A 25089-nucleotide genomic window follows, 5' to 3' on the forward strand; every position below is an offset into this window, starting at 1 on the left:
ACCCTCATTACGTTTTTTGGATACTAACAGCTGTAAAAACAAACTTGTCATAACGATGTCGAGAAAAGGAATATTCAAATGGTACGCCTGTATTTAAGTATGAAATTTGTTCGACTTCAAGCACTGGATCATCCGGTGCGCATTGCAAATATTGTTGGTCCAATTCGTTTGGTTTACATGCTCGAATTTTCCGGTGGGAACCAGCAATTGTTAGTTTTAGATGATTCTCAATATAGTGATAAATAGAGGAGTGCAGAACCTCATCTGTAATACCGCTAATTAAATCAGTCGGCATATATGTGTTTTCTATTACGTACGGCTCACCTTCAACAATTCTCAAGCGAATGATATGATAGACAGGTGTTTTTGCACTAATCGCCAAGTGTGAAGCCGTTTCAGCATCCGGAAACATCACTTCATGTAAAATCACTTTACTTCGTACATCTTTGCCTTCCAGTAAGTGAGTAAGACCGAGAGATTCGTTTGTGCCGACATTTACAAGATGATTGTCTACTGCTGATTTAACGATAAAAGTTCCATGACCCCGTCTTCGATAGAGAAGTCCTTCCATGACTAACATATCCAATGCTTTTTTTACAGTCATCCGGCTGCATTTAAATTCCTTTGTGAGTGAAATTTCATCGGGAATCGGTGCGTCTGTCGAATATTCTTTTTCTAATATTCTTCGCTTTACTTCTTTTGCAATCGTTTCATATTTTGTCATTTTTACACCTTCTAAAAGATCCACTCACTTTTTTCCTGTTCTACTGAATAATATTATATCAATAGACAGAATATAAATGGGCCTTCAAATTGAAAATATTTAAGAAAAGAAGGGGAGAGCCCAAAAATGAGTTGCTCACTTTACCCTTGAACTACCTGTTTAAAATCCGTTATTTTCTGCGACTTGTTTAAACCAATATCCACTTTTTTTGATAGATCTTTCACAATGATGATGAAGATCGATTGAGATGAAGCCGTACCGATTTTTATACGCATTTGACCAAGACCAATTATCCATAAATGTCCACATATGATAGCCTTTCATATTAGCGCCTTCTTGAATTGCTTTATACAGCCATTTTAAATGCTCCTGGATAAATGTTATCCGGTAATCATCTTCAATCATACCGTCTGCATTTCGAAATGTTTCTTCGCCTTCAACACCAATGCCATTTTCGGAAATAAAACATTCAACATTCCCATAGTTTTCCTTTAGATTCATTGCGATATCATAAATACCTTTTTCGTAAATTTCCCATCCTCTATGACGATTCATTTTTCTGCCAGGCATTTCATAGTTGTCAAAGAGGTTTTCTGGCATAAAAGGTGCGTATGGATTTGGTAAATGTGCTTTTGCTTTTACTCGCCGGGGTTGATAGTAGTTCACACCTAATATATCAATCGTATTGTTTTTAATCAGTGTTGCATCACTGTTTTCAATAACAGGCAAGTAGCTATATTCTTTTAAAAGTTCGATTAGTTCAGCTGGATATTCTCCTTTAACAGCAGGGTCTAAAAAGCTGCGGTTAAAAAGCAGATCACATATATTTGCAGCTTTTAGATCGGCAGGGTGCTGGCTTCTAGGGTAAGACGGCGTTAAGTTTAAGATGATGCCGATTTTACCGTTTTGGATGCTTGCTTGCTTAAATACTTGAACTGCTTTTGCATGCGCAACAATTGTATGATAAGCAACTTGAATCGCTTTTCTGAAATCAATGATATTCGGATAGTGGAAGTCATATAAATATCCTCCTTCAACAGGGACAATCGGTTCATTAAATGTAAACCATTTTTTTACCCGATCACCAAAAAGCTCAAAACAAATGCGAGCATAATGTGCATATGCATCAATGACTTTGCGATTTTCCCAGCCGCCAATTTGTTGCAACTCAAATGGCATATCAAAATGAAATAAATTCACAAATGGCTCTATATCATTTTTGATTAATTCATCAATGACACGATTATAAAAATCTACTGCTTTTTCATTTATATTCTCGATTCCGCCTGGAATTAATCTTGACCATGAAATCGAAAGGCGAAAGGTATTGTGGCCTGTTTCCTTCATAAGCCGAATATCCTCTTGATAGCGGTGGTAAAAGTCTGATGTGTTCTCAGGACCGATCCCATCAAAAAAACGATTTGGTTCTTGTTCGAACCAGTAATCCCATATATTTAATCCTTTCCCGTCTTCATGTGCGGCACCTTCAATTTGTGTCGCTGATGTTGCGCTGCCCCACCAAAAGCCTTCAGGAAACTGATATTGTAATGTCATTATCCACACCTCTTCGTATCGTCTTTTAAATCATGATTTATGCAAATTTCGTTTGATAAAGCTCGATAATTTCAATTGCAAGATCTTTTACGGTCAATGCCGTCATCAGATGGTCTTGAGAATGAATAAGAATAATATTTAATTCGTTTTTTGTACCATTTGCTTCATCTTGGAGCAGTTTTGTTTGATAATGATGCGCTTTCGCTAATTCATTTTTTGCTTCTATAATTAAACGATCAGCTTCTGCAAAATTCCCTTCTTTTGCTTCTTGAATTGCTTCCATAGCACTAGAACGGCCGTTTCCAGCAAATAAAATGATCTGGAACGCAATTTCTGTCATTTGATCCATGTTTTATCACTCCTAAATAATAAAAGTATTTAGAGGCTGGGGGAAAAGTTAAAAGCTAGTTAAAGACGAAACGAACATTGCATAAATCAGCTCCGGAAATATATATAGACTCCTGCACGAGAAGGGACCAGCCGCCCGTGGAAAACGAAGGATATTTTCGGAGCGGGATTTGAGCGCAAATTCTTTCGTTCATATACTTTTGTCCCAGCCTTTGTTCGGATGACGACTAATGTTTATTAATTGAGAATTCGTCATTATGACTAATGTCGATTGTTCCAGCACTTTTTTCGTTCTCATAGTAATTTTTATCGAGAATTTTCAAGAAGGGCCACCAAATCGCCATTACTACGAGCAAATTAACCGCTTGCAACACGCCGCCTTGCCAAGCATTTCCAGTTGCTAAAAAGCCATTGATAATGATAGGAGTAGTCCACGGAACGATAACGCCCGCTGGTTTTGGAACTAAGCCTGTTGCCATAGAGAAATAGGTAATGCATGTAACAACAACAGGTGCAAGTAACCATGGAATTAAAACCAATGGATTCATGACAATCGGGAGACCGAAAATGATTGGTTCATTTACATTAAAGATTCCAGCAGGCCCTCCGAGTTTGCCCAACTCTTTCAGTTGCCTGCTTCGGCCGATCATAAAGATCAAAAGGACGACGCCTAAAGTCATACCAGTTCCGCCCATACCAACAAGGAAGGAATCCATAAACTGTTTTGTAATAATATTTGGTAGTTCATGTCCGGCTTGAAATGCTTTTAAGTTTTGATCATTCAATGTATACCAAATCGGATCAAAAACCGAATTCACAATAATTTGACCATGTAAGCCAAAAAACCAAAATAGTTGAATTAATAGTACCGCTACAATTGTGGCTGGTAAACCGCTTCCAAGTTTTGTTAACGGTTCTTGGATGATCGTATAAATAAAGTTTTGTACCGTTTCAAAAGGAGTTAAACTGAATAAAATTCGGATCACTAGAAAAAACGTTAAAGTAAAAGTAATCGGTATAAGGGCACTAAATGATTTTGACACAGCTGTTGGAACACCAGGAGGCATTTTGATCGTCCAATTTTTCTGAACGAAAAAACGATACAACTCGGCAGATATAAATGCTGTAAAAATACCAACGAACATTCCTTGAGCACCAAGGACAGCAGTAGGAATGACACCAGTTGTTTTCCCTACTACTTGAGGAGTTAAAATGAGGAAGGAAGCCAGTGCAACAACGCCGCCATAAATAGCTTCTCCCTTATAATGCTGTGTTAATTTGTATCCGATTCCAATAATAACGAAAAGGCCCATAATACTTAATGTTGCAGCAGATGCTGGACCTAATGCATTTTGATATGCTGTGTAAGCATCTTTACTAATGATGTGGTCTAAGAAAGGAAAGTTTGCGATTACAACAAAAATGGAGCCAAAAATAATTAACGGCAATGCGACCATAAAACCGTCACGTAATGCAGTTAAGTAACGGTTATTATTTAACTTATCGGCTATTGGCAAAAGGATGTTTTCCAACAAATCCATAAACTTATTCATTTTTTTCTCCCCCGGTTTTTATTTTTTGCTCATTAGCTGAAGCGCTTTTTTGTAAACCGCTTCTCCATCGATACGTCCATACGCAACAGGATCAATAACATCAAGCGGAATGTTCAACTCATCTGCAAATTTTGCTAACTTTTTCTTCATAAAGCGCATTTGCGGACCGATTAAGAGAATATCTGCTTTTTCCATTTCTTGCTGTGCTTGATCTTGACCTACTGCCCAAATTTCTGCTTCATCGCCAATGGATTCCGCATAACTTTTCATCTTTGAAACAAGCAAACTCGTAGACATTCCTGAACTGCACGCTAATAATATTTTTTTCATTTGAAATAACCTCCTGAACCCTTTTTGGTATCGCTTACAATTAATATTATAAACAACTATTTTTAAATGTCTATACATTTAAATGAAAAATATTAGACATTTTTAAATCCTAAGATTTAAACCTACCTATTCAATATGTTTATGATTTAGCATTTTTTGATTGTATAACGGTTAGCAGACTTTGCAAATACTATCAAACAGGCGGTGCGAGATTGGTAAATGAATAGAATGATATAACAGAGATAAAAAAAGATTGTCATTTCAAAACAATTATGCTAAATTATATGTAACCGATTACACATGGTAGGTGAGTTTTGTATTGGTAACAATTAAACAAGTGGCTGAGGAAGCAGGTGTATCAGTGGCCACCGTTTCTAGAGTGCTGAATTCAAATGGTTATGTACATGAAGAAACACGGAAAGCAGTTGAAAAAGCCATTGAAAAATTGCATTACCGTCCAAATGAAATTGCTCGCTCACTTTATCACCATACTTCTAAATTAATAGGATTGGTTGTTCCAGATATAACCAACCCTTTCTTTCCAGAACTGGCGAGAGGGGTAGAGGATTATTTACAACAAGAAGGTTATCATTTAATGATTGGAAATAGTGATGAAAATGTTGAAAAAGAAGTTCAATATATCGAAGCTTTTAGACAGCATAATGTGATGGGGGTCATCAGTTCAACAAGTGAAGAAACGGCTGAATGGACGAAATTAAATATCCCAGTAGTCCTTTTAGACAGAGTTCAAAATGATTTTCCATCTGTCTATGCCGATCAGGAAGCTGGTGGACAAATGGCCGCAAACATTTTGTTGGAGCGTGGAAGCCGAAATATTACGTTATTGAGGGGGCCAATCCATTTACGAATTGCACAAGAAAGATTTCTAGCTGCACTTCATGTTCTCGGTAAATCGGATGTACATTTTCAGGTTATGAATACTTCCTTTTCTCTGCATGATGCGTCTTCAACGGCAAAACAGCTTTTTGACCAATATCCAAATACGGATGGAGTTATTGCTGCAAATGATATTGTCGCTTCTGCAGTGTTAAGGGAAGCTCTATTAAGAGGAAAGAACATTCCGGAAGAGCTGCAAATTATTGGCTACGATGATATTCCAGTATGCGAATTGTTGTATCCTGCTCTTTCAACGATACACCAGCCAGCATACGAAATGGGAAAAGAGGCAGCGAAGCTTTTAATGAAAAGTCTTAAACAATCAAAAAAGATCAATGAACAAATGATGTTACCAGTTTCCTTTGTGGAAAGAGAAACAACAAGAAAGGTGGAAAAAGTATAATGGTCAATATTGCAGTTATTGGAAGTGCGTCTATTGATCTAGTTGTTAGTGCAAATAAGCGTCCTCAAGCTGGTGAAACGGTATTAGGAAAATCCTTTACGACCGTTCCCGGTGGAAAAGGGGCGAATCAAGCTGTTGCAGCTGCCCGTTTAGGGGCGAAAGTTACCATGATTGGACGTGTAGGTGATGATGAATACGGCAAGCAAATTTTGAATAATTTTCGTGCTAACGGTGTTCTCACTCAATTTATGGAACCGGTTACAGATTGCTCTTCTGGCACAGCACATATTATTTTAGCTGAAGGTGACAACAGTATTGTTGTTGTACAAGGGGCTAATGATTATGTCACACCAGCTTATGTAAAAGGTGCCAGTCAAGCAATTGAAACTGCAGATATTGTACTTGTTCAGCAAGAAATACCTGAGGAAACAGTAGAATATACTGCAAAACTTTGTGCAAAGCTCCGTATTCCATTGCTGTTGAATCCTGCACCTGCACGGGTAATAGGCGATGAGGTGATAGAGTTGGCAACATATATTACTCCAAATGAACACGAGTATAAGCTGTTATTTAAAGGAGATGATTCTTCTACAGTATTAAAAAAATACCCGAATAAACTGATCATTACTGAAGGAAAAAATGGTGCACGTTTTTATAACGGAAATGAAGAAGTCGTTGTGCCAAGCTTTTCTGTCCCGATAGTGGATACAACTGGAGCAGGAGATACGTTTAATGCAGCTTTTGCTGTTGCAATTTCAGAAGGACGCAGTATAGAAGAAGCACTTATATTTGCCAACCGTGCTGCTTCTTTATCTATTACCAAATTTGGAGCTCAAGGTGGAATGCCTACTCGTGCTGAAATGAAAGGATAGTGGATGATGAAAAAATATGGAATGTTAAACAGTTCTATTGCAAAAATATTAGCAGATTTAGGACATACAGATCAAATTGCCATTGGAGATATTGGTTTACCGATTCCTTCAGATGTTTTAAAAATCGACCTTGCAGTTACAATAGGAAATCCTTCATTTCAGAGTGTCGTTCATGCTGTCCATGAAGATATGACTGTAGAAAAAGTAATAGCTGCCGAGGAAATAAAGACAGAAAATCAGACGCAATATCAACATTTAGAAGCAGAGTTTCCTCATTTAATAGAGTATATAAGCCATGAAGAGTTTAAAAAGAAATTGAAGCATGTAAAAGCAGTTATTCGAACTGGAGAAGCAACAGCTTATTCTAACTGTATACTGCAAGCTGGTGTATATTTTTAATTTCCTATATTCATTGAAGTATAAAGGGGAGACTCCTTCGGGAATAGAAGCCCTCGTGGGAGATAAAGGTAAAATATGTTTAAGCCAACTTAATGCTTCCACATGTAGATCTTGTTTAAAATGCTGGATGTTATAACGAAAAAACTAGTGTTGTATGGGGGTGCTGATATGCAAATTGAAATGCGCGATATTTACAAGGCGTTTGGCATGAACAAAGTGTTAGAAGGGGTAAACTTCACACTTCTTTCTGGTGAGGTTCATGCGTTGATGGGCGAGAATGGCGCTGGAAAATCTACGATGATGAATATTTTGACTGGGCTTCATAAAAAAGACGGAGGAAGTATTTTAATAGATGGAAAGGAAGTAATGTTTCATTCACCTAAAGAGGCTGAGCGTGCAGGAATTGCCTTTATTCATCAGGAGTTGAACATATGGCCAGATATGACAGTATTAGAGAATTTATTTATTGGACGTGAAATGACTACACTCGGTGTATTAAAAACGAAGGAAATGAAAGCGCTAGCAAACAAAGTTCTTAATCAATTGGATATCTCTTTACCGTTTGATCGCATCGCAGGTTCATGCTCGGTAGGAGAGCAGCAAATGATCGAAATTGCAAAGACGCTCATGTTGGAGGCAAAGGTCATTATTATGGATGAGCCCACTTCAGCTTTAACGGAACGTGAAATCCGATCATTGTTTAAAGTTATTCATTCTTTGAAAAAAACAGGTGTGTCTGTCGTCTACATTTCGCATCGCATGGAGGAAATTTTTGAAATTTGTGATCGTATTACGGTAATGCGTGACGGAAAAACAATTGATACAAAAGCAATTGAAGAAACTTCTTTCGATGAAGTTGTTAAGAAAATGGTAGGACGCGATTTAGAAGATCGATTTCCAAGTAGAACAGCCGTGTTAGGAGATATTGTGTTTGAAGTAAAAAACTTAACACGTAAACCTACTTTTGACAGTGTCAATTTTTCGATTCGATCAGGAGAAATTTTAGGGATTTCTGGATTAATGGGATCAGGGCGAACGGAAATTATGAGGGCAATTTTTGGCATTGATTCATTTGAACATGGAGAAATTGTAATAAACGGAAAAAAGGAAACCATTCGCAATCCAAGCGATGCAGTGAAAAAGGGAATTGGCTTTATTACGGAAAATCGAAAAGATGAGGGGCTTCTTTTAGATTTTTCTATTAGAGAAAATATTGCGTTACCGAATTTAGAAAGCTTTGCACCTCAAGGAATTGTAAAGAGGGAGGATGAACTCAAATTTGTCAATTTAATGATTGAACGATTAAAAATCAAAACGACATCTTCTGAAGATGCTGCTGGGGACTTATCAGGCGGTAATCAGCAAAAAATTGTCATTGCAAAATGGATTGGTACAGCTCCAAAAGTGCTGATTCTTGATGAGCCGACACGCGGAATTGATGTGGGGGCTAAGCGTGAAATTTATCAATTAATGAATGAACTGACAGAGCGCGGTATGGCCATTATTATGGTATCTTCAGAATTACCAGAAATTCTCGGTATGAGTGATCGTATTTTAGTTGTCCATGAAGGAAAAATTGCGGGCGAACTAAACCGTGCTGAAGCAACACAAGAAAAAATTATGGTATTAGCGACAGGAGGGAATTAAATATGGAACAGATCAGCAAAAGGAGTAGCAGAGTATTTCAACAGTTAGGGCCACTTTTAGCCTTTATTCTTTTATTTATTATTGTTGCAATTTTAAATCCATCTTTTTTAGCGCCTTTGAATATTTTGAATTTGCTTCGTCAAGTTTCAATTAATGCTTTAATTGCATTCGGGATGACATTTGTGATATTAACAGGCGGGATCGATTTATCTGTCGGTTCAACATTAGCATTATCAAGCGCGCTAATGGCGGGTATGATTGTTTCAGGAATTGACCCAATAATTGCGATATTTATTTCCGCTTTACTAGGTGCAGTAATGGGGGCTGTGAATGGTATTTTAATTACAAAAGGTAAAGTAGCACCGTTCATCGCAACATTAGCGACGATGACGATTTTCAGAGGATTGACATTAGTTTATATGAATGGAAATCCGATAACTGGCTTAGGTGATAATTATGCTTTTCAATTGTTTGGCCGCGGCTATTTTTTAGGTATCCCTGTGCCAGCAATTACAATGATTATTACTTTTATAATCCTTTGGTTTATTCTTCATAAAACATCTTTTGGCCGTAAAACGTATGCAATTGGTGGAAATGAAAAAGCCGCATTTGTATCAGGGATTAAAGTAGATCGAGTAAAATGGATGATTTATAGTTTAGCAGGAATGTTGGCAGCGTTAGCAGGTGCAATATTAACATCCCGTTTGAATTCTGCTCAGCCAACAGCAGGAACATCTTATGAAATGGATGCGATTGCGGCTGTAGTATTAGGCGGTACAAGCCTTTCGGGTGGAAAAGGAAGGATCTTCGGGACACTTGTTGGGGCGTTAATTATTGGAACGCTTAATAATGGTTTAAACTTACTCGGCGTCTCCTCTTTCTATCAACAAGTAGTAAAAGGAATTGTTATCCTAATAGCAGTTTTGATTGATCGTAAAAAATCATAAGTTGGGGTGTGAAAATATGAAAAAATCGATAAGTCTATTATTAATTATCATACTTGTCATTAGTTTATCTGCATGCTCAATGAATCCTCCGGAATGGGCAAAGCCTGGTAAACATAAAGAATTAAAAGATATGAAAATCGGATTAAGTATTTCAACTTTGGATAATCCATTTTTTGTGTCATTAAAAAATGGGGTTATTCAAGAAGCAGCAAGCAAAGGGATAAAAGTGATTACAGTAGATGCACAAAATGATACCGAAAAACAAATGAATGATATTGAAGATTTAATTCAGCAAGGTGTCGATATGTTATTGATCAATCCAACTGACTCTGCTGCTATTTCCTCAGCAGTACAGAGCGCGAACCATATCGGAATCCCCGTTATTACTTTGGATCGATCAGCGGATAAAGGTAAGGTAGAAACTTTAGTTGCATCTGATAACATTACTGGAGGAAAAATGGCAGCAAACTTTATTATCAATAAGGTCGGCAAACATGCAAAAGTTGTAGAATTACAGGGTACACCGGGTGCCTCTGCAGCTCGTGAACGCGGGCAAGGATTCCACGAAATTGCAGACAAAAAACTCGATGTAATTGCAAAACAAACAGCAAATTTCGATCGGACGCAAGGTTTAAATGTTATGGAAAATCTCTTGCAAGGACATAAAGATATCCAAGCTGTCTTTGCCCAAAATGATGAAATGGCGCTGGGTGCAATTGAAGCAATTAAAAGCTCAGGAAGAGATATTGTTGTCGTAGGATTTGATGGAACAGATGACGGGATTAAAGCTGTTAAAGAAGGAAGATTAAGTGCAACAGTTGCTCAGCAGCCGGTATTAATCGGGAAACAAGCAGTTATAGCAGCATCTAAAGTATTACAAGGAAAAAAAGTGAAAAGTAGAATTGCGGTACCATTAAAATTGATTCAATAGTTTTCTATCATTCTAAATGATGATGGTATACTAAGTTTTATTGCTAATATGATGAAAAAAATTCATTTAGTTCTCTGAATGATTAGAGTTGGGAAGAAACCGAATAACTTAAAAGAAAAAGTTTATTTACCATTAAAATATACAATATTCCATCATTTGAAACGGGTTTCAATACCCGTTTTTTTTATACATGCTGACTTAATTTGAATAGCTATGTTGACTATATGACATTTGTCATCTATCCTACTTGACATTTATGTCTATTATTCATGGTGGCCATCTTTTAAAATGATGGTAAGAAAGGCAAAGATATCGTATTTTGTCTTAATCATGATTTGTCAGGAGGCACACATGCGTAATCAAAAAATTGCTGAGTTAAGAAAAAATGTTGCTTCGTTCGAGCGTTCAAACCGAAAGAAAAGCATTCGCCAAATGATTAATACAGCCGTTCCATTTTTCTTGTTATGGTTTGCGGCATATATAAGTTTATCGGTTTCCTATTTGCTAACTTTAGTGTTTGCCATTGTTGCATCTGGATTTGTTATTCGAATGTTTATTATTTTTCATGATTGTTGTCACGGATCATTTTTTAAAAATAAAAAAGCTAACCAAATCATTGGGACCATTAGTGGAATTATTACGATGTTCCCATTTGAGAAATGGAAAAGAAGCCATGCTATTCATCATGCTACTAGTAATAATTTAGATAAAAGGGGAACAGGCGATGTTTGGGTCATGACGGTTAATGAATATGTTGCCGCATCGTTTTGGGGAAGATTAGGCTATCGCCTTTATCGTAATCCAATTGTACTGTTTGGCCTGGGACCATTGTTTTTATTTCTCATATCCAACCGTATAAATCGAAAAGGAGCAAATCGCAAAGAACGCTTCAATACGTATTTGACGAATATTTCGATTGTTGTCATTAGTCTTTTGCTATGCTGGGCAATAGGGTGGAAAGCATTCCTCTTGATTCAAGCACCAATTTTATTTGTAGCTGGTTCACTAGGCATTTGGCTGTTTTATGTTCAACATCAATTTGAAGATTCATATTTTGAAAATGAAAACAAATGGGATTTTGTAAAAGCGGCTGTCGATGGCAGCTCCTATTATAAGTTGCCGAAAATATTGCAATGGGTAACAGGAAATATCGGTTTTCATCATGTACACCACTTAGCACCGAGAATTCCAAATTACAACTTGGAAAAGGCGCATAATTCAACGCCGCCATTACAAAAGGCAACAACGATCACATTGGGAACGAGCTTACATTCATTGCGTTTTCGTTTATTTGACGAAGAAAATAAAACATTTGTAAGCTTTAAGGACATTTATCCTTCTATAAAAAAGGAAAAATCAAGAGTAAAGCAAAAGAAAGCGTATGTAAAGCTTCAAAAAAATTAATATTGATTAAAGACCATTCCATATTCATGAATGGTTTTTTGCCTTTAGACGTTATATACTGAAAATAATCAACATAAAGGAGTATTCAATGCATTATTTTAATAAAATATTTCCGAGATTCACGGGTTTAACACCGTATGTATGGATTATCTTCTGTATTCTTCCTTTTTACTATATTCTCAAATCGTCATCAATATTTAATATTGTAGCTGGTATTTTTATGATTATGCTTTTTATTACGTGTTATCGCTTGTCATTTATTTTTAAAGGATGGCTAGTCTATGTCCTTGTATCATTTCAAATTGTTTTGTGTGTAGCGATGACTTATCTATTCGGATATATTTATTTTTCTATTTTTCTAGCCTTGTTTATTGGGAATGTTCAAAATAGGGCAGGTTTTATTACTTTATATACAGTTCATTTAGTGGCAACTATTACAGCTGTTAGTCTAGGTTTTTTCTTTCAAAATAAGATATTTATTACACAATTGCCGTTTATTTTAATTTGTGTGATTGGTGTCATTCTTCTGCCTTTGAACACATATAACCGTCACAAACAGGAAAAACTTGAACAACAGCTCAAAGATGCGAATGAGAGAATTGCTGAGTTGGTAAAGTTTGAAGAGAGAAATCGGATTGCACGTGATTTACATGATGTGTTAGGGCAGAAATTATCGTTAATTGTATTAAAGAGTGAGTTAGCTGGAAAGTTAGTTGATAGTAAACCAAAATTAGTCTCCCAAGAAATTAAAGATATTCGGAAAACCGCCCGTACTGCACTAACTGAAATGCGGGAGTTGGTTTCAAACATGCGCGGAAAAAAACTGGGAGATGAAATTATTCGTATCAAGCAAATATTAAAGGCTGCTCAAATTGATTTCACTTACACGAAGGAAGTGGGGACGGAACAAATTCCCCATATAGTTGAAAATGTACTTAGCATGTGTTTAAAGGAATCAATCAATAATATTGTCAAACATAGTAAGGCAACTTCTTGCAAACTTTATATTGAAGATTCACAAACTGAATGGCTGATGAAAATTGTGGATAATGGGATCGGAATTGAGAAAGAATCATTTCAGCAAGGAAATGGGCTTAAAGGTATGCGGGAACGACTGGATTTTGTAAACGGTATGCTAGATATTCAATCTGATAGAGGAATGAGTCTATTGATTAAAGTACCTAAGGTCATTAAAAAGTAGAATAGGAGGTTTGAGGATGATAAGAATTGTTATTGCAGAAGATCAAGGCATGCTGCTGGGGGCACTGGGAGCTCTTCTCGATATGGAGGATGATATGGAGGTTATCGGGAAGGCAAGCAATGGGGAAGAAGCATTGTCTCTCGTCAAACATGTTCAGCCTGATATTTGTGTAATGGATATTGAAATGCCATTAAAAAGCGGTTTAGATGTAGCTGAAGAACTGGAAGATTGTGCTTGTAAAGTGATCATTTTAACAACATTTGCTCGTCCAGGATATTTTGAACGTGCGAGAAAAGCCGGTGTGAGCGGTTATTTATTAAAGGATAGTCCTAGTGATGAACTGGCAAATTCGATCCGCAGTATTATGAATGGCCGAAGAATTTATGCACCTGAGCTTGTTGATATGGTTTATGAAGAGGAAAATCCTTTAACTGAGCGGGAAATAGAAGTGCTTCGGATGATTGCAGAAGGAAAAAACACAAAAGAAATTGCCAGTGAAATGTATATTACAACTGGAACAGTGCGTAACTATGTTTCCGTGATTTTTAATAAATTAGGCGTTAGCAACCGTATTGCAGCCATTTCTATCTTTAAAGAAAAAGGATGGTATAAATAATCCGAAATTAAAGCAACAAAACTAAATGAAAAAATTATTCTGTTTAATGTTTTCGGAAATGTATCTGTTTTTTGTTGAGAAAATGAAGTTTATTTCTGTGTTTGTCGAAGGAGAAATTAATGATGTACATTAACGAAATGGAGGGTGATTAACAATTAGACTAGGAAAAAAAAGTTGAAGGCAATGTTTGATAGCAAACTTGTACACCGGAGAAAAGAAACATGTTAAATCCCCCTCCTCAATTTGAGAGGGGTCATTCACGGATGCTCTTAGCAAAGGAAAGAATTATTTTACATCAGTTTTATTTGAAATAATATCAAAAAATGCATGAACAATTTCAAGTGACTGGAAAGTAACGAGAGATAATGCCGTTAAACTAAAAAATGCAACTGGAATAAAACGGATGAGCCATAACATATTATCTGCCTCCTTTGTAGAGCTTTTTACTATAATACCAGCGAAATATTAAAATTAGATTAAAAATAGATTAAATTTTAAATATACGAATAATTCAGATCGTGTTAATATGTAAATGTTAACATATGAGAAAATCTATTATCATGTATTTTGGGGACAGGAAAACTGATTGTGTTTTCACTAACTTTGGTTATTGCTTTCCTTTTTGTGATAATAAGTAGCAATTTGATAGAATACATAAGTGATTGCGATGACAATAAGGTAAATTGGCAAAGAGTAGATTAATTTCCAGCCAGTATAAATAAATACATGCAAGATAACAAATAAATATTCTACAGCAACCCCTATTATCGACCATGCAACTATATATACGACTAACAAAACTCTACTAACGTTTACATATTCTAAAAAATAAACGAATAAATACCCGAAAGCAGGATAAACAGCGTATAAAGCTAAATCAAAAAGTTCATATTTTCCTGAATCAGTTAAGTTGTATAAGTTATATGGCTTAACAGCCATTGAATGATCCATTATTTTAGGATAAGAGATACTAAGTAAAGCAATTAGTGGCGTAATTTCTTTTGGAATTTTTTTAGGCAGAAGTATGAGAATTAACAAATTGAATAGAATTGCAATAAGGATTGTCCATTCATTTTCATCAAATTTGTTTGGAAAGTAAAGGAGCATATTTTTTACCTCATAAGCCGTTTTTTTCGGTACCAAATCCATGGAAAGTATGCAAGTAACAATGTGAAGGTCCATTCCGCTACTGCCTCATAGAAGTTGAACTTTTTATTAATTTGGACCCCTAAGTGGATAAATAAAAATTCAACTATAGAAAGAAGAAGAATAGTAGAAATAAAAAGGATGATCTTTAAAGAAGCATGTTTACATCTTATGTATACATCAAAACAGACAACAATAACAAGGGGATACAAAAGTACTCGTTTAAAAAACTGAACCCAAAATGCATTAAGTTGATTTGGTAAATCCATTAACTTTAAATTTATAATAAGAATACTTGAAACCGAATGTGTAATGAGCCAAACCGTCATCCATATAAAGCAGATTTCAAAAATATGAAGTCTTTTCTTATAAGAACAAAATATTATGATCAGCAAAACGAGTGTAAAGAAAAATATAGAACTAGTCATATATTCACCTACGGGTTTTATACTAGTTTTTAAAAAAAGACCAAATTTATACATAAGGGAAATAAAGTAAGTTATGAGGAGGATATAAGCAACTGTGGGGTACGAAACTTTAAAAAATATAATAGACTGTTCCTTGTTTTATTAAAATATAAACACCTAGTAGAATTAACATGATTGGAACAATTATGTGACCATTGCGCTCTAATATTTGAGCAATGAATGGCTGGTTGCTTAATAAATTGCCTATATAACACCAAACTGCTACTAATGCAAGGAACATAAAGAGTATCAACATCAGATTTTCTAGGCTATTAGTCGAAAAATACGGAATGTAGACACCAATATTGTCACTGCCATTTGCAAATGTAATAGCGGCGGTTTTTAAGAGCCAACCAACCACATTTATCTGTTCTGATCGTGACCGATACAACATTATAAGTGATTTGATGCCAATATAGATAGGAAGCAATCCTAATAGCCCCACCCATTCCTTTTGTATAAGAAATGTTCCAAAAGCACCTAGCATGCTCGTAATTAGGAGGAGAAGAAAGCCAAGGTACTGTCCGCCTGCAATACAAAGCTTTTGTTCAGTTGTTTTTGCTTGAGAAAACCACGTCATTAAAAAGAAGAGATCGTCAATATTTGTTGCCATGAATAATATAATTGAAGTTGCAACAAGCATTACCATTCTTTAAAAATGATTCCTTTATGCTTATTTTTCATATAGATTCCCATATATGCCTGTTTCATCAAAAGCCTCGTCCCCCTTATTAACATAAAAGTATCCATTCCATTATATTTATATATAGTTGGTTAAATGCGTATGCTTAAAATCTTGGTGTTGTGATAGATGGGCATAGTTTAATGCAGGATCAGTGGAAGATAAAGGGAAGACGAAATGGCTAAAATAACTGTTTCAATCCGATTATGATAAACATAAGCCCAGCAACAAGGAAAGAATATTTCCCCAACACTTTAGCGAATATCGTATTTCCGATTATATTTCCTATCCAGATGGTAATATATCCCCAAATAGTAATGCTAATGATCATCAGCCAAATGATCGACTTATATGCGACTGCTGCGCCAAGTCCGCCAACAATGTTGGTGAGCGAAAGAGAAAAGCCAAGGATAATAGCATGCTGTATTCTAGGTTGTTGGATTTTTACTTCAGACTTATGTTCTCCAAATATGAAACCGAATGAACCGTTATAAATGGTGAATATTCCGAGACAACATAGTATACAACAAGAGATGAGTCCAGTTTCTTTTGCCGAAATAAATTGTAAAATAACAGAACCGAAAAGTGCACCGACAATTGTATAAAAGAAACCAATCAAATTAATTATGCCATTGAACCAAAAAGGGATACGAAAATATTTCATTCCATAGGCAATACCAACACCAGTATTATCTAAATTTGTACTTATTCCAATCAAATTGATGATGATAAAATAGTTGAGCCATTCCAATTGAATAAACTCCTCCTCTAAACTCATGTTGAAGACATCCTTAACAACTATCTTATGGAAGAAGGAATCTATTCGCATCCTACCAATATCTAATTTTGAATGAAAAGGTGTTTATCCATTAATTGCATCCAAATCGGATTAAAGACGAATGTTTTGCAATTGTTCAAATAGAGAAAATTCCCATCCTCAACTGAAAGCGTGATTATGATAAAAGGCTCGGTGTCCATTTTCCTGAACTGTACAGGATGCTGCCACCGAGCAAGTTAGACTAAATGATGTTATACGAACATTTTGTATGCTCTTTAATTAGCATAGATTTGATTCCAATAGTTAGAAGGCATTAGATTTAAGTCCCATACTGCAGATCCTGCCAAATGATATTTTGGTACTAAGCTTAAAAATGTATTAAACGTTTTTGCGGTTGGCATCCAAATTTTATATTGTAAACCGTTTGCTGGATAAGAAATGTAGTATTCTCCAAGATCTTTTTTCCATTGTAGCGAGCGATGATTTTGAGTAACTAATTGCTGTACGTAGGAAAGGGATAATGCAGGGTCGCTCACAACTTTTCCGCTACTATTCTCTTTCCAAATTCTAGTATAGGCGGGAAGACCTAAAATAATTTTTTTGGCAGGAATTCCCGTCTTAATAAATTCTTGAACGGTAGATTCTAACCAGTTCAGCGATGTAACTGGTCCTGGAACTGGATCGGAAGACCAATGGAGATCATAGCCCATAAAAATAATATAATCACAATATGTTGCAAGCAGTTTATGATCGAATCCGCTTGCACTGTTAAGATTCCCTTTAGGATCGGCTGGTAAATCGATACTTAGTGATATATTTGCCTGAGATAATTTAGTAGATAGATTTTTTACAAATGCTGAAAATAATGTCCTATCATTGCTATCCACGTTTTCAATATCGAGATTAATGCCGTCTATATGTTGGCGAGAAGCTTGGGTGTAAACTGAATTAATGATATTCTCAGTATTTTTTGCATTAGAAAGGAATGAATGGACATTCGTTTTATTATCATTATCAATAATTAAACGTCCCCAAGATTTCTTATGTTCCGATTTTAAAGTATTCATTGTGGAAGTATTTAAGTCAAACTTTACTTGATAGTTTTTATCGATCGTTGCGAATGTCGGTGAAACAGTATTAAGTTTTTTATAATTATTTAATTGATTATATATATATCCATTCCCTACAATCCATCCTAATGAAATTGATTCATTATTATTAGTAGTAGAATCATTCTGTTGATTAGCTGCTGCGCTTTTTTTCTCTGTATTTTGCATTGACGGAGGCTTGCTGCTTCCTGCTGCAGTTTTTGTTGAAGGAGACTGTTTAGATGGATCAGCAGTCATCGCTTTATGACGAACAGCATTAGTATCATTATTTGTATGATCATAGTGGACACTAATACTAGAAAAAGAGGTCACTAAAATACTAGGTATTGCTATGACAATAATCGTAATGAGGAAAACGTATATACAAGTATATTTAATGAAATGATACGGTAATGTAATCCGAATATATTCGTAGCTATCTTTCATTTTCTCCTCCTTTTGTGATACTCTATCTTAAATTTTGGTCTATATTAAATATTTATATGAAAAAGAGAAATGATTATAACAAATAAATCGTAATGATTATGATTTTTGGGAAATTGTAAAGAAGAAGCATGCTGTAAAGGTGAAAACCTAATATTTATGTTTTCTTGGCAACTTTCTATTGAAAAGGGGGTTGTCATTTTCAAGTTGTTTCGTTATTATAAATCGTAATCATTTCGTTTTAAAGAAAGGAGATGTAATATTAATCATAGGCCAGATGAAAATTGCTATTTCTATTATTATATTAAGTTGTTTACCCTGTTAGCACACATTACGAATGATACCTATCAATAAAGGGAGGATGTTAGAAATGTGGGAACATACTATAAAAGAGATTCTTGCCAATCTCACTGATCAGCAATGGAGAATTGTCTTTAATAAGGAAGACTTACAGATGAAGATCATTAATGACCGAGCTGAAGAGATGGATATAGAGTCATTAGAAATTGTATTAGGGGAGTTGGGAGACTATGTTCAACGTCTGAAATCAAAAGATGGCCTACCGTTAAAAGCACCTATAGATGAATTTAATCAAAGAAGATTAGGGATTAACGGCTACACACTCATCAATGATCAACAATATGGGGATTATCGTGATATTTTCGAAGTATTTTATGATCAAGCAAATATTTTTAGAATGAATCGATATACCATCGATCAGGAGAAAAATTTGATTTTTAGTGATATTAGCTTTAATGCCTATATAAATGCTGAAGAGGCTGAAACATTATTGCCATTGATTACGCAGTATTTAAATAATATAAAGAAACGTTCGAAACTATGCTGACCGATAGCAACGATTTTAAAGTAAATAGTAGGAGGAGAACATGATTCTATCTGATAAAGGGATTAAACAAAAGATTGAGTTAGGAAAGTTAGTCATTGATCCATTTGCTGCCTCTCAAGTTCAACCAGCGTCAATTGATCTGCGGTTAGGTGACCACTTTTTGATATTGGATAAGTATCGTACTTCACATATATCACTTAATGAACCTGCAACATATATGAAAATGAAGGAAAAGAGCATCACCATTCCTCCGCAAACATTTTTACTAGCAACTACGGTGGAATCGATTCAATTAGCAAATAATATAACGGCTTTTGTAGAAGGAAGAAGTTCAATTGGACGGCTTGGTCTCTTTGTTCAAAATGCCGGATGGATCGATCCCGGATTTTGTGGAACGATCACATTAGAATTGTTTAATGCAAATTGTGTTCCGATCACATTAGAAGCAGGCAGAAGGATTTGCCAACTTGTCATTGCTGAACTAGATCAGGATGCATCCCCATATAAAGGCAAATATTCAGGACAGTGGGGGGCAACTGAAAGCCGTATTTATTTAGAGCATGATGCTGAACCTTGTTCTAATAAACAAATGAATTGTTCAAAACTTAGTATCTTTGATTAGAAAAATAGACATTGCTTAATAACTGTTTTGAAAAAGAAGAAACGACATCCCTAATGATTAGTTCAAGCGTGAACAACATTCCAATGTGGGAACTGGATTGAAGTTTCATCAATAATGTAGTCTTCTTGTATTTTCATAGAAAATATTATATAATTTAAATCGTAATCATTACGATTTATTAAAGGAGGAAATAGCATGGCTAAAAAATCAAAAATAGCTAAACATTTAAAACAGCAGGCTCTTGTCGAAAAATATGCAGAGTTACGTAGAGAGCTTAAAGCAAAAGGGGATTATATCGGACTAAGTAAGCTTCCGCGTGATTCTTCTCCGACTCGTGTACATAATCGTTGCCGCTTAACAGGGCGTCCGCATGGTTATTTACGAAAATTTGAAATGTCACGGATTGCATTTCGTGAATTAGCACATAAAGGACAAATACCGGGTGTTAAAAAGTCGAGTTGGTAGAATTTAAATAGCGTGTAACATACTAATTGAATTAATGAATGCTGAAAAGAACGATTACATGCAACAGACGTTATTTGAGGATCATCGTAACATCGTTATATCAATAAAATCGTAATCGTTACGATTTGAAATAGGAGATGGAGTAAATGAAAAAAATCCCAGTAACTGTTTTGTCAGGATATTTAGGATCCGGAAAAACAACTTTGTTAAATCATCTTTTAAACAGTGACCATGGCTTTAAAGTTGCGGTCGTTGTAAACGATATGAGTGAGGTAAATATTGATGCAGAACTAATAAAAGAAGGAGGTTTCACGCGAACGGATGAAAAATTAGTAGAAATGTCCAACGGCTGCATTTGCTGTACATTACGAGAAGATTTGCTGATTGAAATTGATAAATTATCGCGGATAGAAGGGATTGATTATATATTAATCGAATCATCCGGCATCAGCGAACCAGTGCCTGTTGCCCAAACATTCACTTATTACGATCCAGATTTGAACATTGATTTATCAGAGCGGACAAAGCTAGATACGATGGTTACCGTTGTAGATGCCAACCGTTTTTGGAGTGATTATAACTCTGGTCAATCATTGGTGGATAGGCAGCAAGGCATTTCTGAACAAGATGAACGTGAGATTGCAGATTTATTGATTGATCAAATTGAATTTTGCAATGTTTTAATTTTAAATAAGTGTGACTTGCTTGAGAAGAATGAAATTGAAATGATTGAACGTGTTTTACGGATACTTCAGCCGAGTGCGAAGATCATCAAAACGGAGCATGGTAAAGTTAATCCAGAGGAAATTCTAAATACTGGTTTATTTGATTTTGAGCAAGCAAGCCGTTCTGCTGGCTGGATAAAAGAATTAGAGTTAGGTGCTGATCAACATACACCAGAAACGGATGAGTACGGGATATCCTCTTTTGTCTATAACCGTCGTTTACCATTCCATTCAATGCGCTTTCATAGATGGATGACTGAACGGTTACCTTATAATGTTGTTCGGGCAAAAGGTTTTGCATGGTGCGCAACGAGAAATTCGTTTGCATTATTAGTGGAGCAAGCGGGTTCAAGTATATCCATTCAGCCATTATCTTATTGGGTCGCTGCCTTGCCGGAAGAACAGCAAAGACGGATTTTTCGTGACAATCCCAATGTTTTAGACAGTTGGGACCCTGAATACGGGGATCGAAATACTCGCCTTGTTTTTATTGGACTGGATTTAGATCGGGAAGAAATCGAAAAAGAATTGGATGAGTGCCTTTTGACATATGAGGAGATGAATGAAGATTGGAATCGGCTTCCAGATCCATTTCATTGGACAATCAGTTACCAATATTAAATAGAACAAAGTTGAAACAAGTGCTAGTTACAGTTCTTTCTAAGTTTATAGAAACGAGGATTAAAATTGGTAAATGAACAGCCGCTAACAAACAAACCCTACCTTTTAACAAGGTAGGGTTTGTTTTAGTTTTATAATGCTTGATGATTATTTTTCTAGCCATTCTGTGTGGAAAATGCCTTCTTTATCAACACGTTGATAAGTATGTGCACCAAAATAATCACGTTGTGCTTGTAATAGGTTAGCTGGCAACGTTTCAGAACGATAGCTGTCATAGTATGCAAGTGCAGCAGATAAGGTTGGTACAGGTACACCATTTTTAACAGCTGTAGTTACGATTTCACGAAGTGCATCTTGGTAGCTTTCTACAATTTCTTTAAAGTACGGATCAAGTAAAAGATTTTTAAGATTTGCATCACGATCGTAAGCATCTTTAATTTTTTGTAGGAATTGGGCACGGATGATACAGCCGCCACGGAAAATCATCGCAATTTCGCCGTAATTTAAATCCCAATTATATTCTTCAGAAGCTACACGCATTTGCGCAAAACCTTGAGCGTATGAGCAAATTTTACTCATATATAATGCTTTACGAACTAATTCGATAAATGCTTTTTTATCTCCAGTAAATGCAGCTGCGCTAGGACCTTTAAGGAGCTTGCTTGCAGCGACGCGTTCATCTTTCAATGCAGAAATAAAACGAGCAAAAACAGACTCTGTAATTAATGGAAGTGGAACACCTAAGTCAAGTGCGCTTTGGCTTGTCCATTTACCAGTTCCTTTTTGACCCGCAGTATCAAGGATAACATCAACAAGTGGTTTTCCTGTTTCAGGATCATTTTTAGTGAAAATATCGGCAGTAATTTCAATTAGATAACTGTCTAATTCACCTTTGTTCCATTCAGAAAATACTTCATGTAATTCTTGTGCATTAAGTCCTAAAATATTTTTTAATAAGAAGTAAGACTCAGAAATAAGCTGCATATCGCCATATTCAATGCCATTATGCACCATTTTTACATAGTGTCCAGCACCATCTGGTCCAATATAAGTTGTACATGGATCTCCATCAACTTTTGCAGCGATATCTTTAAAGATTGGAGCAACTAAATCATAAGCTTCTTTTTGTCCACCAGGCATAATTGAAGGACCTTTTAGCGCGCCTTCTTCACCGCCAGAAACACCCGTACCGATGAAATGGATGCCAAGTTCACTTAATTCTTTGTTGCGGCGAATCGTATCTTGGAAGAATGTGTTACCACCGTCAATGACGATATCACCTTTATCAAGCAATGGTTTTAATTGTTCAATCGTTGCGTCTGTTGGTTTTCCAGCTTTAACCATTAATAAAATTTTACGCGGTGATTCTAGAGATTGAACAAACTCTTCAAGAGTATAATATCCAACAATATTTTTACCTGCTGTTTCACTTAGCATTTCATCTGTCTTTTGACGAGAACGGTTAAAAACGGATACAGTGTAGCCACGGCTTTCGATATTCATAGCAAGATTTTTGCCCATTACCGCTAAACCGATAACACCGATTTGTTGTTTACTCATGTAGCCACCTCATTAGTTAAAATTATGTAAAAACAACTTCACCATATGCAATATTTTATTCGGTATGCATATTTATTGGAAGTTTTTCTTTATTGTACCAAGTTTTATTCCATTTATAAATGAAAAAGCTTTAAATATGAAAAAAATTTTCTTTCTCAGTGCATATAAATGATTTTTGATTTCAATCATTATTCATTTTTGTAATGATTCAGTATAATAATGGGTGTGTTCTATTTGAGAAAAAGGTTTAAAATAGAATAATTGTGCCGGATTGTTTATGTTAATCTTGGTATATACATGTTTAATATGTGAACATGTCAAGTGAGTATATGACCTGTGTGGTTTTAGATATATTGACATTAAGGACTCAACATTTTTGTTTTAAAGGAGGGATTGGGATTGGGTATTGTCATTGTGGAAATTTGTGAAGGAAGTCTTATCAATGCGATTGATATTGAAAAAGAATTAGAATCCCAATATCCAGAAGTAGCAGTTATTATGAATGAATGCTTAATGGCGTGTGGAACTTGTACGTATAGTCCTTTTGCGATTGTCAATGGCAAAAAGATATTTGCGAAAACGATTGACGAATGCGTAAAAAAAATTAAAGAGCAAATTGAAATTGAATTAGCAAATGTATAAGGATGAAAAAATGTACTCGTTCCTTTACCGTTAATATATTATAATGGTGTATTGAGTGGATCATATTGACGAAAAAGTATCGCATCCATTTCTATTCAATTGTTAAAAATGTGGTTAACATGGATCACTTTATTTTTTATTTATATGATAGTGTAAAAGTGATAGTAACATGTACGTAAAGAGAAAATGTTATAACAACGAGAAAAAGGAGAAAAAAATGGTTGAATCAACTGTTTATCAAGAATTATCGGACTTGATCAATCCAAGCCAAGTATTTGAAAATGCGCCTTTAAGCAAATATACGTTTACAAAAACAGGCGGAAATGCGGACTTTTTAGTATTCCCGACTACATACGAAGAAGTGAAAAAGACAGTTCAATATGCAGTGAAAAAAAATATTCCATACACCATATTAGGAAATGGCTCTAATCTTATTATAAAAGATGGTGGGATTAGAGGAATTGTCTTAATATTAACGAAGCTAAGTCAGATCTATCATGAAGGCAATGATATCATTGCTCAAAGTGGTGCTGCAATTATTGATGTCTCTAGGTATGCTTTAAAACAACATCTTACGGGTCTCGAATTTGCTTGTGGGATTCCCGGATCAGTCGGTGGAGCTTTGTTTATGAATGCAGGAGCTTATGGCGGTGAGGTTAAAGATGTGTTGACAAGTGCACTTGTGCTAACAAGTACTGGTGAACTGTTACGTATGGAAAAGAGTGATTTTGAATTTAGTTACCGCTCAAGCGCGATTGCAAAGCATCATTATATTGTACTTGAAGGGACATTTAGTTTACAGCCCGGAGATGTAAATAAAATAAAAGAAAAAATGGATGAATTGACCTATCTTAGGGAATCGAAACAGCCACTTGAATATCCGTCTTGTGGAAGTGTGTTTAAAAGGCCGCCAGGATATTTTGCTGGTAAATTAATTCAAGACAGCGGATTGCAAGGAAAGCAAATTGGCGGTGTTCAAGTATCAACAAAACATGCTGGCTTTATGGTAAATGTAGATCATGGAACGGCTACTGATTATATGAATTTAATTAAGTATGTACAACGGACAGTAAAAGAAAAATTTGACGTTGATTTAGAAACGGAAGTAAAAATTATCGGCGAAGACTAATACAAAATCGGCTTGCTATTAAGTTAGGCAAGAGGATGAAAAGGAGG

At 35.5% G+C, this 25089-nt stretch carries 26 protein-coding genes; 15 read left to right on the plus strand and 11 right to left on the minus strand.

Annotated features, from left to right (window positions below):
- Nucleotides 1-7 precede the first annotated feature (7 nt).
- The 5 genes from G4D61_RS09905 to G4D61_RS09925 all read right to left on the minus strand — a co-directional run bounded on the left by G4D61_RS09905 (nucleotide 8) and on the right by G4D61_RS09925 (nucleotide 4509).
- Nucleotides 8-724, minus strand: a complete 717-nt coding sequence (locus G4D61_RS09905) for a GntR family transcriptional regulator (protein WP_025726952.1) — start codon at nucleotides 722-724, stop codon at nucleotides 8-10.
- Between the two features lie 159 nt (nucleotides 725-883).
- On the minus strand, nucleotides 884-2278 hold the full coding sequence (locus tag G4D61_RS09910) for a 6-phospho-beta-glucosidase GmuD (RefSeq protein ID WP_163173837.1): 1395 nt from the start codon (nucleotides 2276-2278) through the stop codon (nucleotides 884-886).
- Nucleotides 2279-2315: 37 nt separating this feature from the next.
- Nucleotides 2316-2627, minus strand: coding sequence for a PTS sugar transporter subunit IIA (locus G4D61_RS09915; RefSeq protein WP_025726950.1), 312 nt, complete (start codon nucleotides 2625-2627; stop codon nucleotides 2316-2318).
- 226 nt (nucleotides 2628-2853) lie between these two features.
- Nucleotides 2854-4179 carry a PTS cellobiose transporter subunit IIC gene (celB, locus tag G4D61_RS09920; RefSeq protein ID WP_025726949.1) on the minus strand — a complete coding sequence of 442 codons (1326 nt, stop codon included), beginning with the start codon at nucleotides 4177-4179 and terminating at the stop codon, nucleotides 2854-2856.
- Nucleotides 4180-4197: 18 nt separating this feature from the next.
- Nucleotides 4198-4509 carry a PTS sugar transporter subunit IIB gene (locus tag G4D61_RS09925; RefSeq protein ID WP_025726948.1) on the minus strand — a complete coding sequence of 104 codons (312 nt, stop codon included), beginning with the start codon at nucleotides 4507-4509 and terminating at the stop codon, nucleotides 4198-4200.
- Between the two features lie 319 nt (nucleotides 4510-4828).
- On the opposite strand from G4D61_RS09925, the gene G4D61_RS09930 reads away from it, so the two are divergent.
- The 9 genes from G4D61_RS09930 to G4D61_RS09970 all read left to right on the plus strand — a co-directional run bounded on the left by G4D61_RS09930 (nucleotide 4829) and on the right by G4D61_RS09970 (nucleotide 13826).
- Nucleotides 4829-5809, plus strand: a complete 981-nt coding sequence (locus G4D61_RS09930) for a LacI family DNA-binding transcriptional regulator (RefSeq protein WP_025726947.1) — start codon at nucleotides 4829-4831, stop codon at nucleotides 5807-5809.
- Nucleotides 5809-6681, plus strand: coding sequence for a ribokinase (rbsK, locus tag G4D61_RS09935; RefSeq protein ID WP_163173839.1), 873 nt, complete (start codon nucleotides 5809-5811; stop codon nucleotides 6679-6681). Before G4D61_RS09930 ends, rbsK begins: the two co-directional genes overlap by 1 nt.
- A gap of 6 nt (nucleotides 6682-6687) precedes the next feature.
- On the plus strand, nucleotides 6688-7080 hold the full coding sequence (gene rbsD / locus G4D61_RS09940) for a D-ribose pyranase (RefSeq protein ID WP_025726945.1): 393 nt from the start codon (nucleotides 6688-6690) through the stop codon (nucleotides 7078-7080).
- Nucleotides 7081-7248: 168 nt separating this feature from the next.
- The gene (locus G4D61_RS09945; RefSeq protein ID WP_025726944.1) at nucleotides 7249-8727 is read left to right on the plus strand and encodes a sugar ABC transporter ATP-binding protein; all 1479 of its coding nucleotides are present in this window, start codon (nucleotides 7249-7251) and stop codon (nucleotides 8725-8727) included.
- A 2-nt stretch (nucleotides 8728-8729) separates the two neighbouring features.
- Nucleotides 8730-9674, plus strand: a complete 945-nt coding sequence (rbsC, locus tag G4D61_RS09950) for a ribose ABC transporter permease RbsC (RefSeq protein ID WP_025726943.1) — start codon at nucleotides 8730-8732, stop codon at nucleotides 9672-9674.
- Between the two features lie 16 nt (nucleotides 9675-9690).
- Nucleotides 9691-10605 carry a ribose ABC transporter substrate-binding protein RbsB gene (gene rbsB, locus G4D61_RS09955; protein WP_025726942.1) on the plus strand — a complete coding sequence of 305 codons (915 nt, stop codon included), beginning with the start codon at nucleotides 9691-9693 and terminating at the stop codon, nucleotides 10603-10605.
- A 351-nt stretch (nucleotides 10606-10956) separates the two neighbouring features.
- On the plus strand, nucleotides 10957-12009 hold the full coding sequence (desA, locus tag G4D61_RS09960; protein ID WP_025726941.1) for a Delta(5) desaturase DesA: 1053 nt from the start codon (nucleotides 10957-10959) through the stop codon (nucleotides 12007-12009).
- Nucleotides 12010-12097: 88 nt separating this feature from the next.
- Nucleotides 12098-13210 (plus strand): sensor histidine kinase, encoded by a 1113-nt coding sequence (locus G4D61_RS09965; RefSeq protein ID WP_163173841.1) that lies wholly within the window; start codon nucleotides 12098-12100, stop codon nucleotides 13208-13210.
- A gap of 16 nt (nucleotides 13211-13226) precedes the next feature.
- Complete coding sequence (locus tag G4D61_RS09970) at nucleotides 13227-13826, plus strand: response regulator transcription factor (protein ID WP_025726940.1); 600 nt, start codon at nucleotides 13227-13229, stop codon at nucleotides 13824-13826.
- A 285-nt stretch (nucleotides 13827-14111) separates the two neighbouring features.
- Here G4D61_RS09970 and G4D61_RS18345 read toward each other — a convergent pair whose 3' ends face one another.
- The 5 genes from G4D61_RS18345 to G4D61_RS09990 all read right to left on the minus strand — a co-directional run bounded on the left by G4D61_RS18345 (nucleotide 14112) and on the right by G4D61_RS09990 (nucleotide 18434).
- On the minus strand, nucleotides 14112-14243 hold the full coding sequence (locus tag G4D61_RS18345; RefSeq protein ID WP_268812508.1) for a hypothetical protein: 132 nt from the start codon (nucleotides 14241-14243) through the stop codon (nucleotides 14112-14114).
- A 180-nt stretch (nucleotides 14244-14423) separates the two neighbouring features.
- Complete coding sequence (locus G4D61_RS09975) at nucleotides 14424-14933, minus strand: hypothetical protein (RefSeq protein ID WP_163173843.1); 510 nt, start codon at nucleotides 14931-14933, stop codon at nucleotides 14424-14426.
- Between the two features lie 576 nt (nucleotides 14934-15509).
- Nucleotides 15510-16088: a cadmium resistance transporter gene (locus G4D61_RS09980; RefSeq protein ID WP_025726937.1), complete on the minus strand. Its 579-nt coding sequence runs from the start codon at nucleotides 16086-16088 to the stop codon at nucleotides 15510-15512.
- Between the two features lie 214 nt (nucleotides 16089-16302).
- Nucleotides 16303-16899 (minus strand): manganese efflux pump MntP, encoded by a 597-nt coding sequence (locus G4D61_RS09985; protein WP_235425203.1) that lies wholly within the window; start codon nucleotides 16897-16899, stop codon nucleotides 16303-16305.
- 275 nt (nucleotides 16900-17174) lie between these two features.
- Nucleotides 17175-18434 carry a glycosyl hydrolase family 18 protein gene (locus G4D61_RS09990; protein WP_025726935.1) on the minus strand — a complete coding sequence of 420 codons (1260 nt, stop codon included), beginning with the start codon at nucleotides 18432-18434 and terminating at the stop codon, nucleotides 17175-17177.
- A 367-nt stretch (nucleotides 18435-18801) separates the two neighbouring features.
- Between G4D61_RS09990 and G4D61_RS09995 the strand changes: the two genes are divergently transcribed.
- From G4D61_RS09995 to G4D61_RS10010, 4 genes are all read left to right on the plus strand, one after another.
- The gene (locus G4D61_RS09995; protein ID WP_025726934.1) at nucleotides 18802-19278 is read left to right on the plus strand and encodes a hypothetical protein; all 477 of its coding nucleotides are present in this window, start codon (nucleotides 18802-18804) and stop codon (nucleotides 19276-19278) included.
- A 40-nt stretch (nucleotides 19279-19318) separates the two neighbouring features.
- Complete coding sequence (gene dcd / locus G4D61_RS10000) at nucleotides 19319-19900, plus strand: dCTP deaminase (RefSeq protein ID WP_025726933.1); 582 nt, start codon at nucleotides 19319-19321, stop codon at nucleotides 19898-19900.
- A gap of 195 nt (nucleotides 19901-20095) precedes the next feature.
- The gene (rpsN, locus tag G4D61_RS10005; protein ID WP_025726932.1) at nucleotides 20096-20365 is read left to right on the plus strand and encodes a 30S ribosomal protein S14; all 270 of its coding nucleotides are present in this window, start codon (nucleotides 20096-20098) and stop codon (nucleotides 20363-20365) included.
- A 146-nt stretch (nucleotides 20366-20511) separates the two neighbouring features.
- Complete coding sequence (locus G4D61_RS10010) at nucleotides 20512-21711, plus strand: GTP-binding protein (RefSeq protein WP_025726931.1); 1200 nt, start codon at nucleotides 20512-20514, stop codon at nucleotides 21709-21711.
- A 147-nt stretch (nucleotides 21712-21858) separates the two neighbouring features.
- On the opposite strand, the gene gnd is transcribed toward G4D61_RS10010, so the two are convergent.
- Nucleotides 21859-23271: an NADP-dependent phosphogluconate dehydrogenase gene (gnd, locus tag G4D61_RS10015; protein WP_163173845.1), complete on the minus strand. Its 1413-nt coding sequence runs from the start codon at nucleotides 23269-23271 to the stop codon at nucleotides 21859-21861.
- Between the two features lie 399 nt (nucleotides 23272-23670).
- On the opposite strand from gnd, the gene G4D61_RS10020 reads away from it, so the two are divergent.
- Complete coding sequence (locus tag G4D61_RS10020) at nucleotides 23671-23913, plus strand: YuzB family protein (protein WP_025726929.1); 243 nt, start codon at nucleotides 23671-23673, stop codon at nucleotides 23911-23913.
- A 217-nt stretch (nucleotides 23914-24130) separates the two neighbouring features.
- Nucleotides 24131-25042, plus strand: a complete 912-nt coding sequence (gene murB / locus G4D61_RS10025; protein WP_163173847.1) for a UDP-N-acetylmuramate dehydrogenase — start codon at nucleotides 24131-24133, stop codon at nucleotides 25040-25042.
- Nucleotides 25043-25089: the final 47 nt, after the last annotated feature.

Source organism: Heyndrickxia ginsengihumi, from assembly GCF_011008565.1.
In the GTDB taxonomy this organism is placed as follows: domain Bacteria; phylum Bacillota; class Bacilli; order Bacillales; family Bacillaceae_C; genus Weizmannia; species Weizmannia ginsengihumi.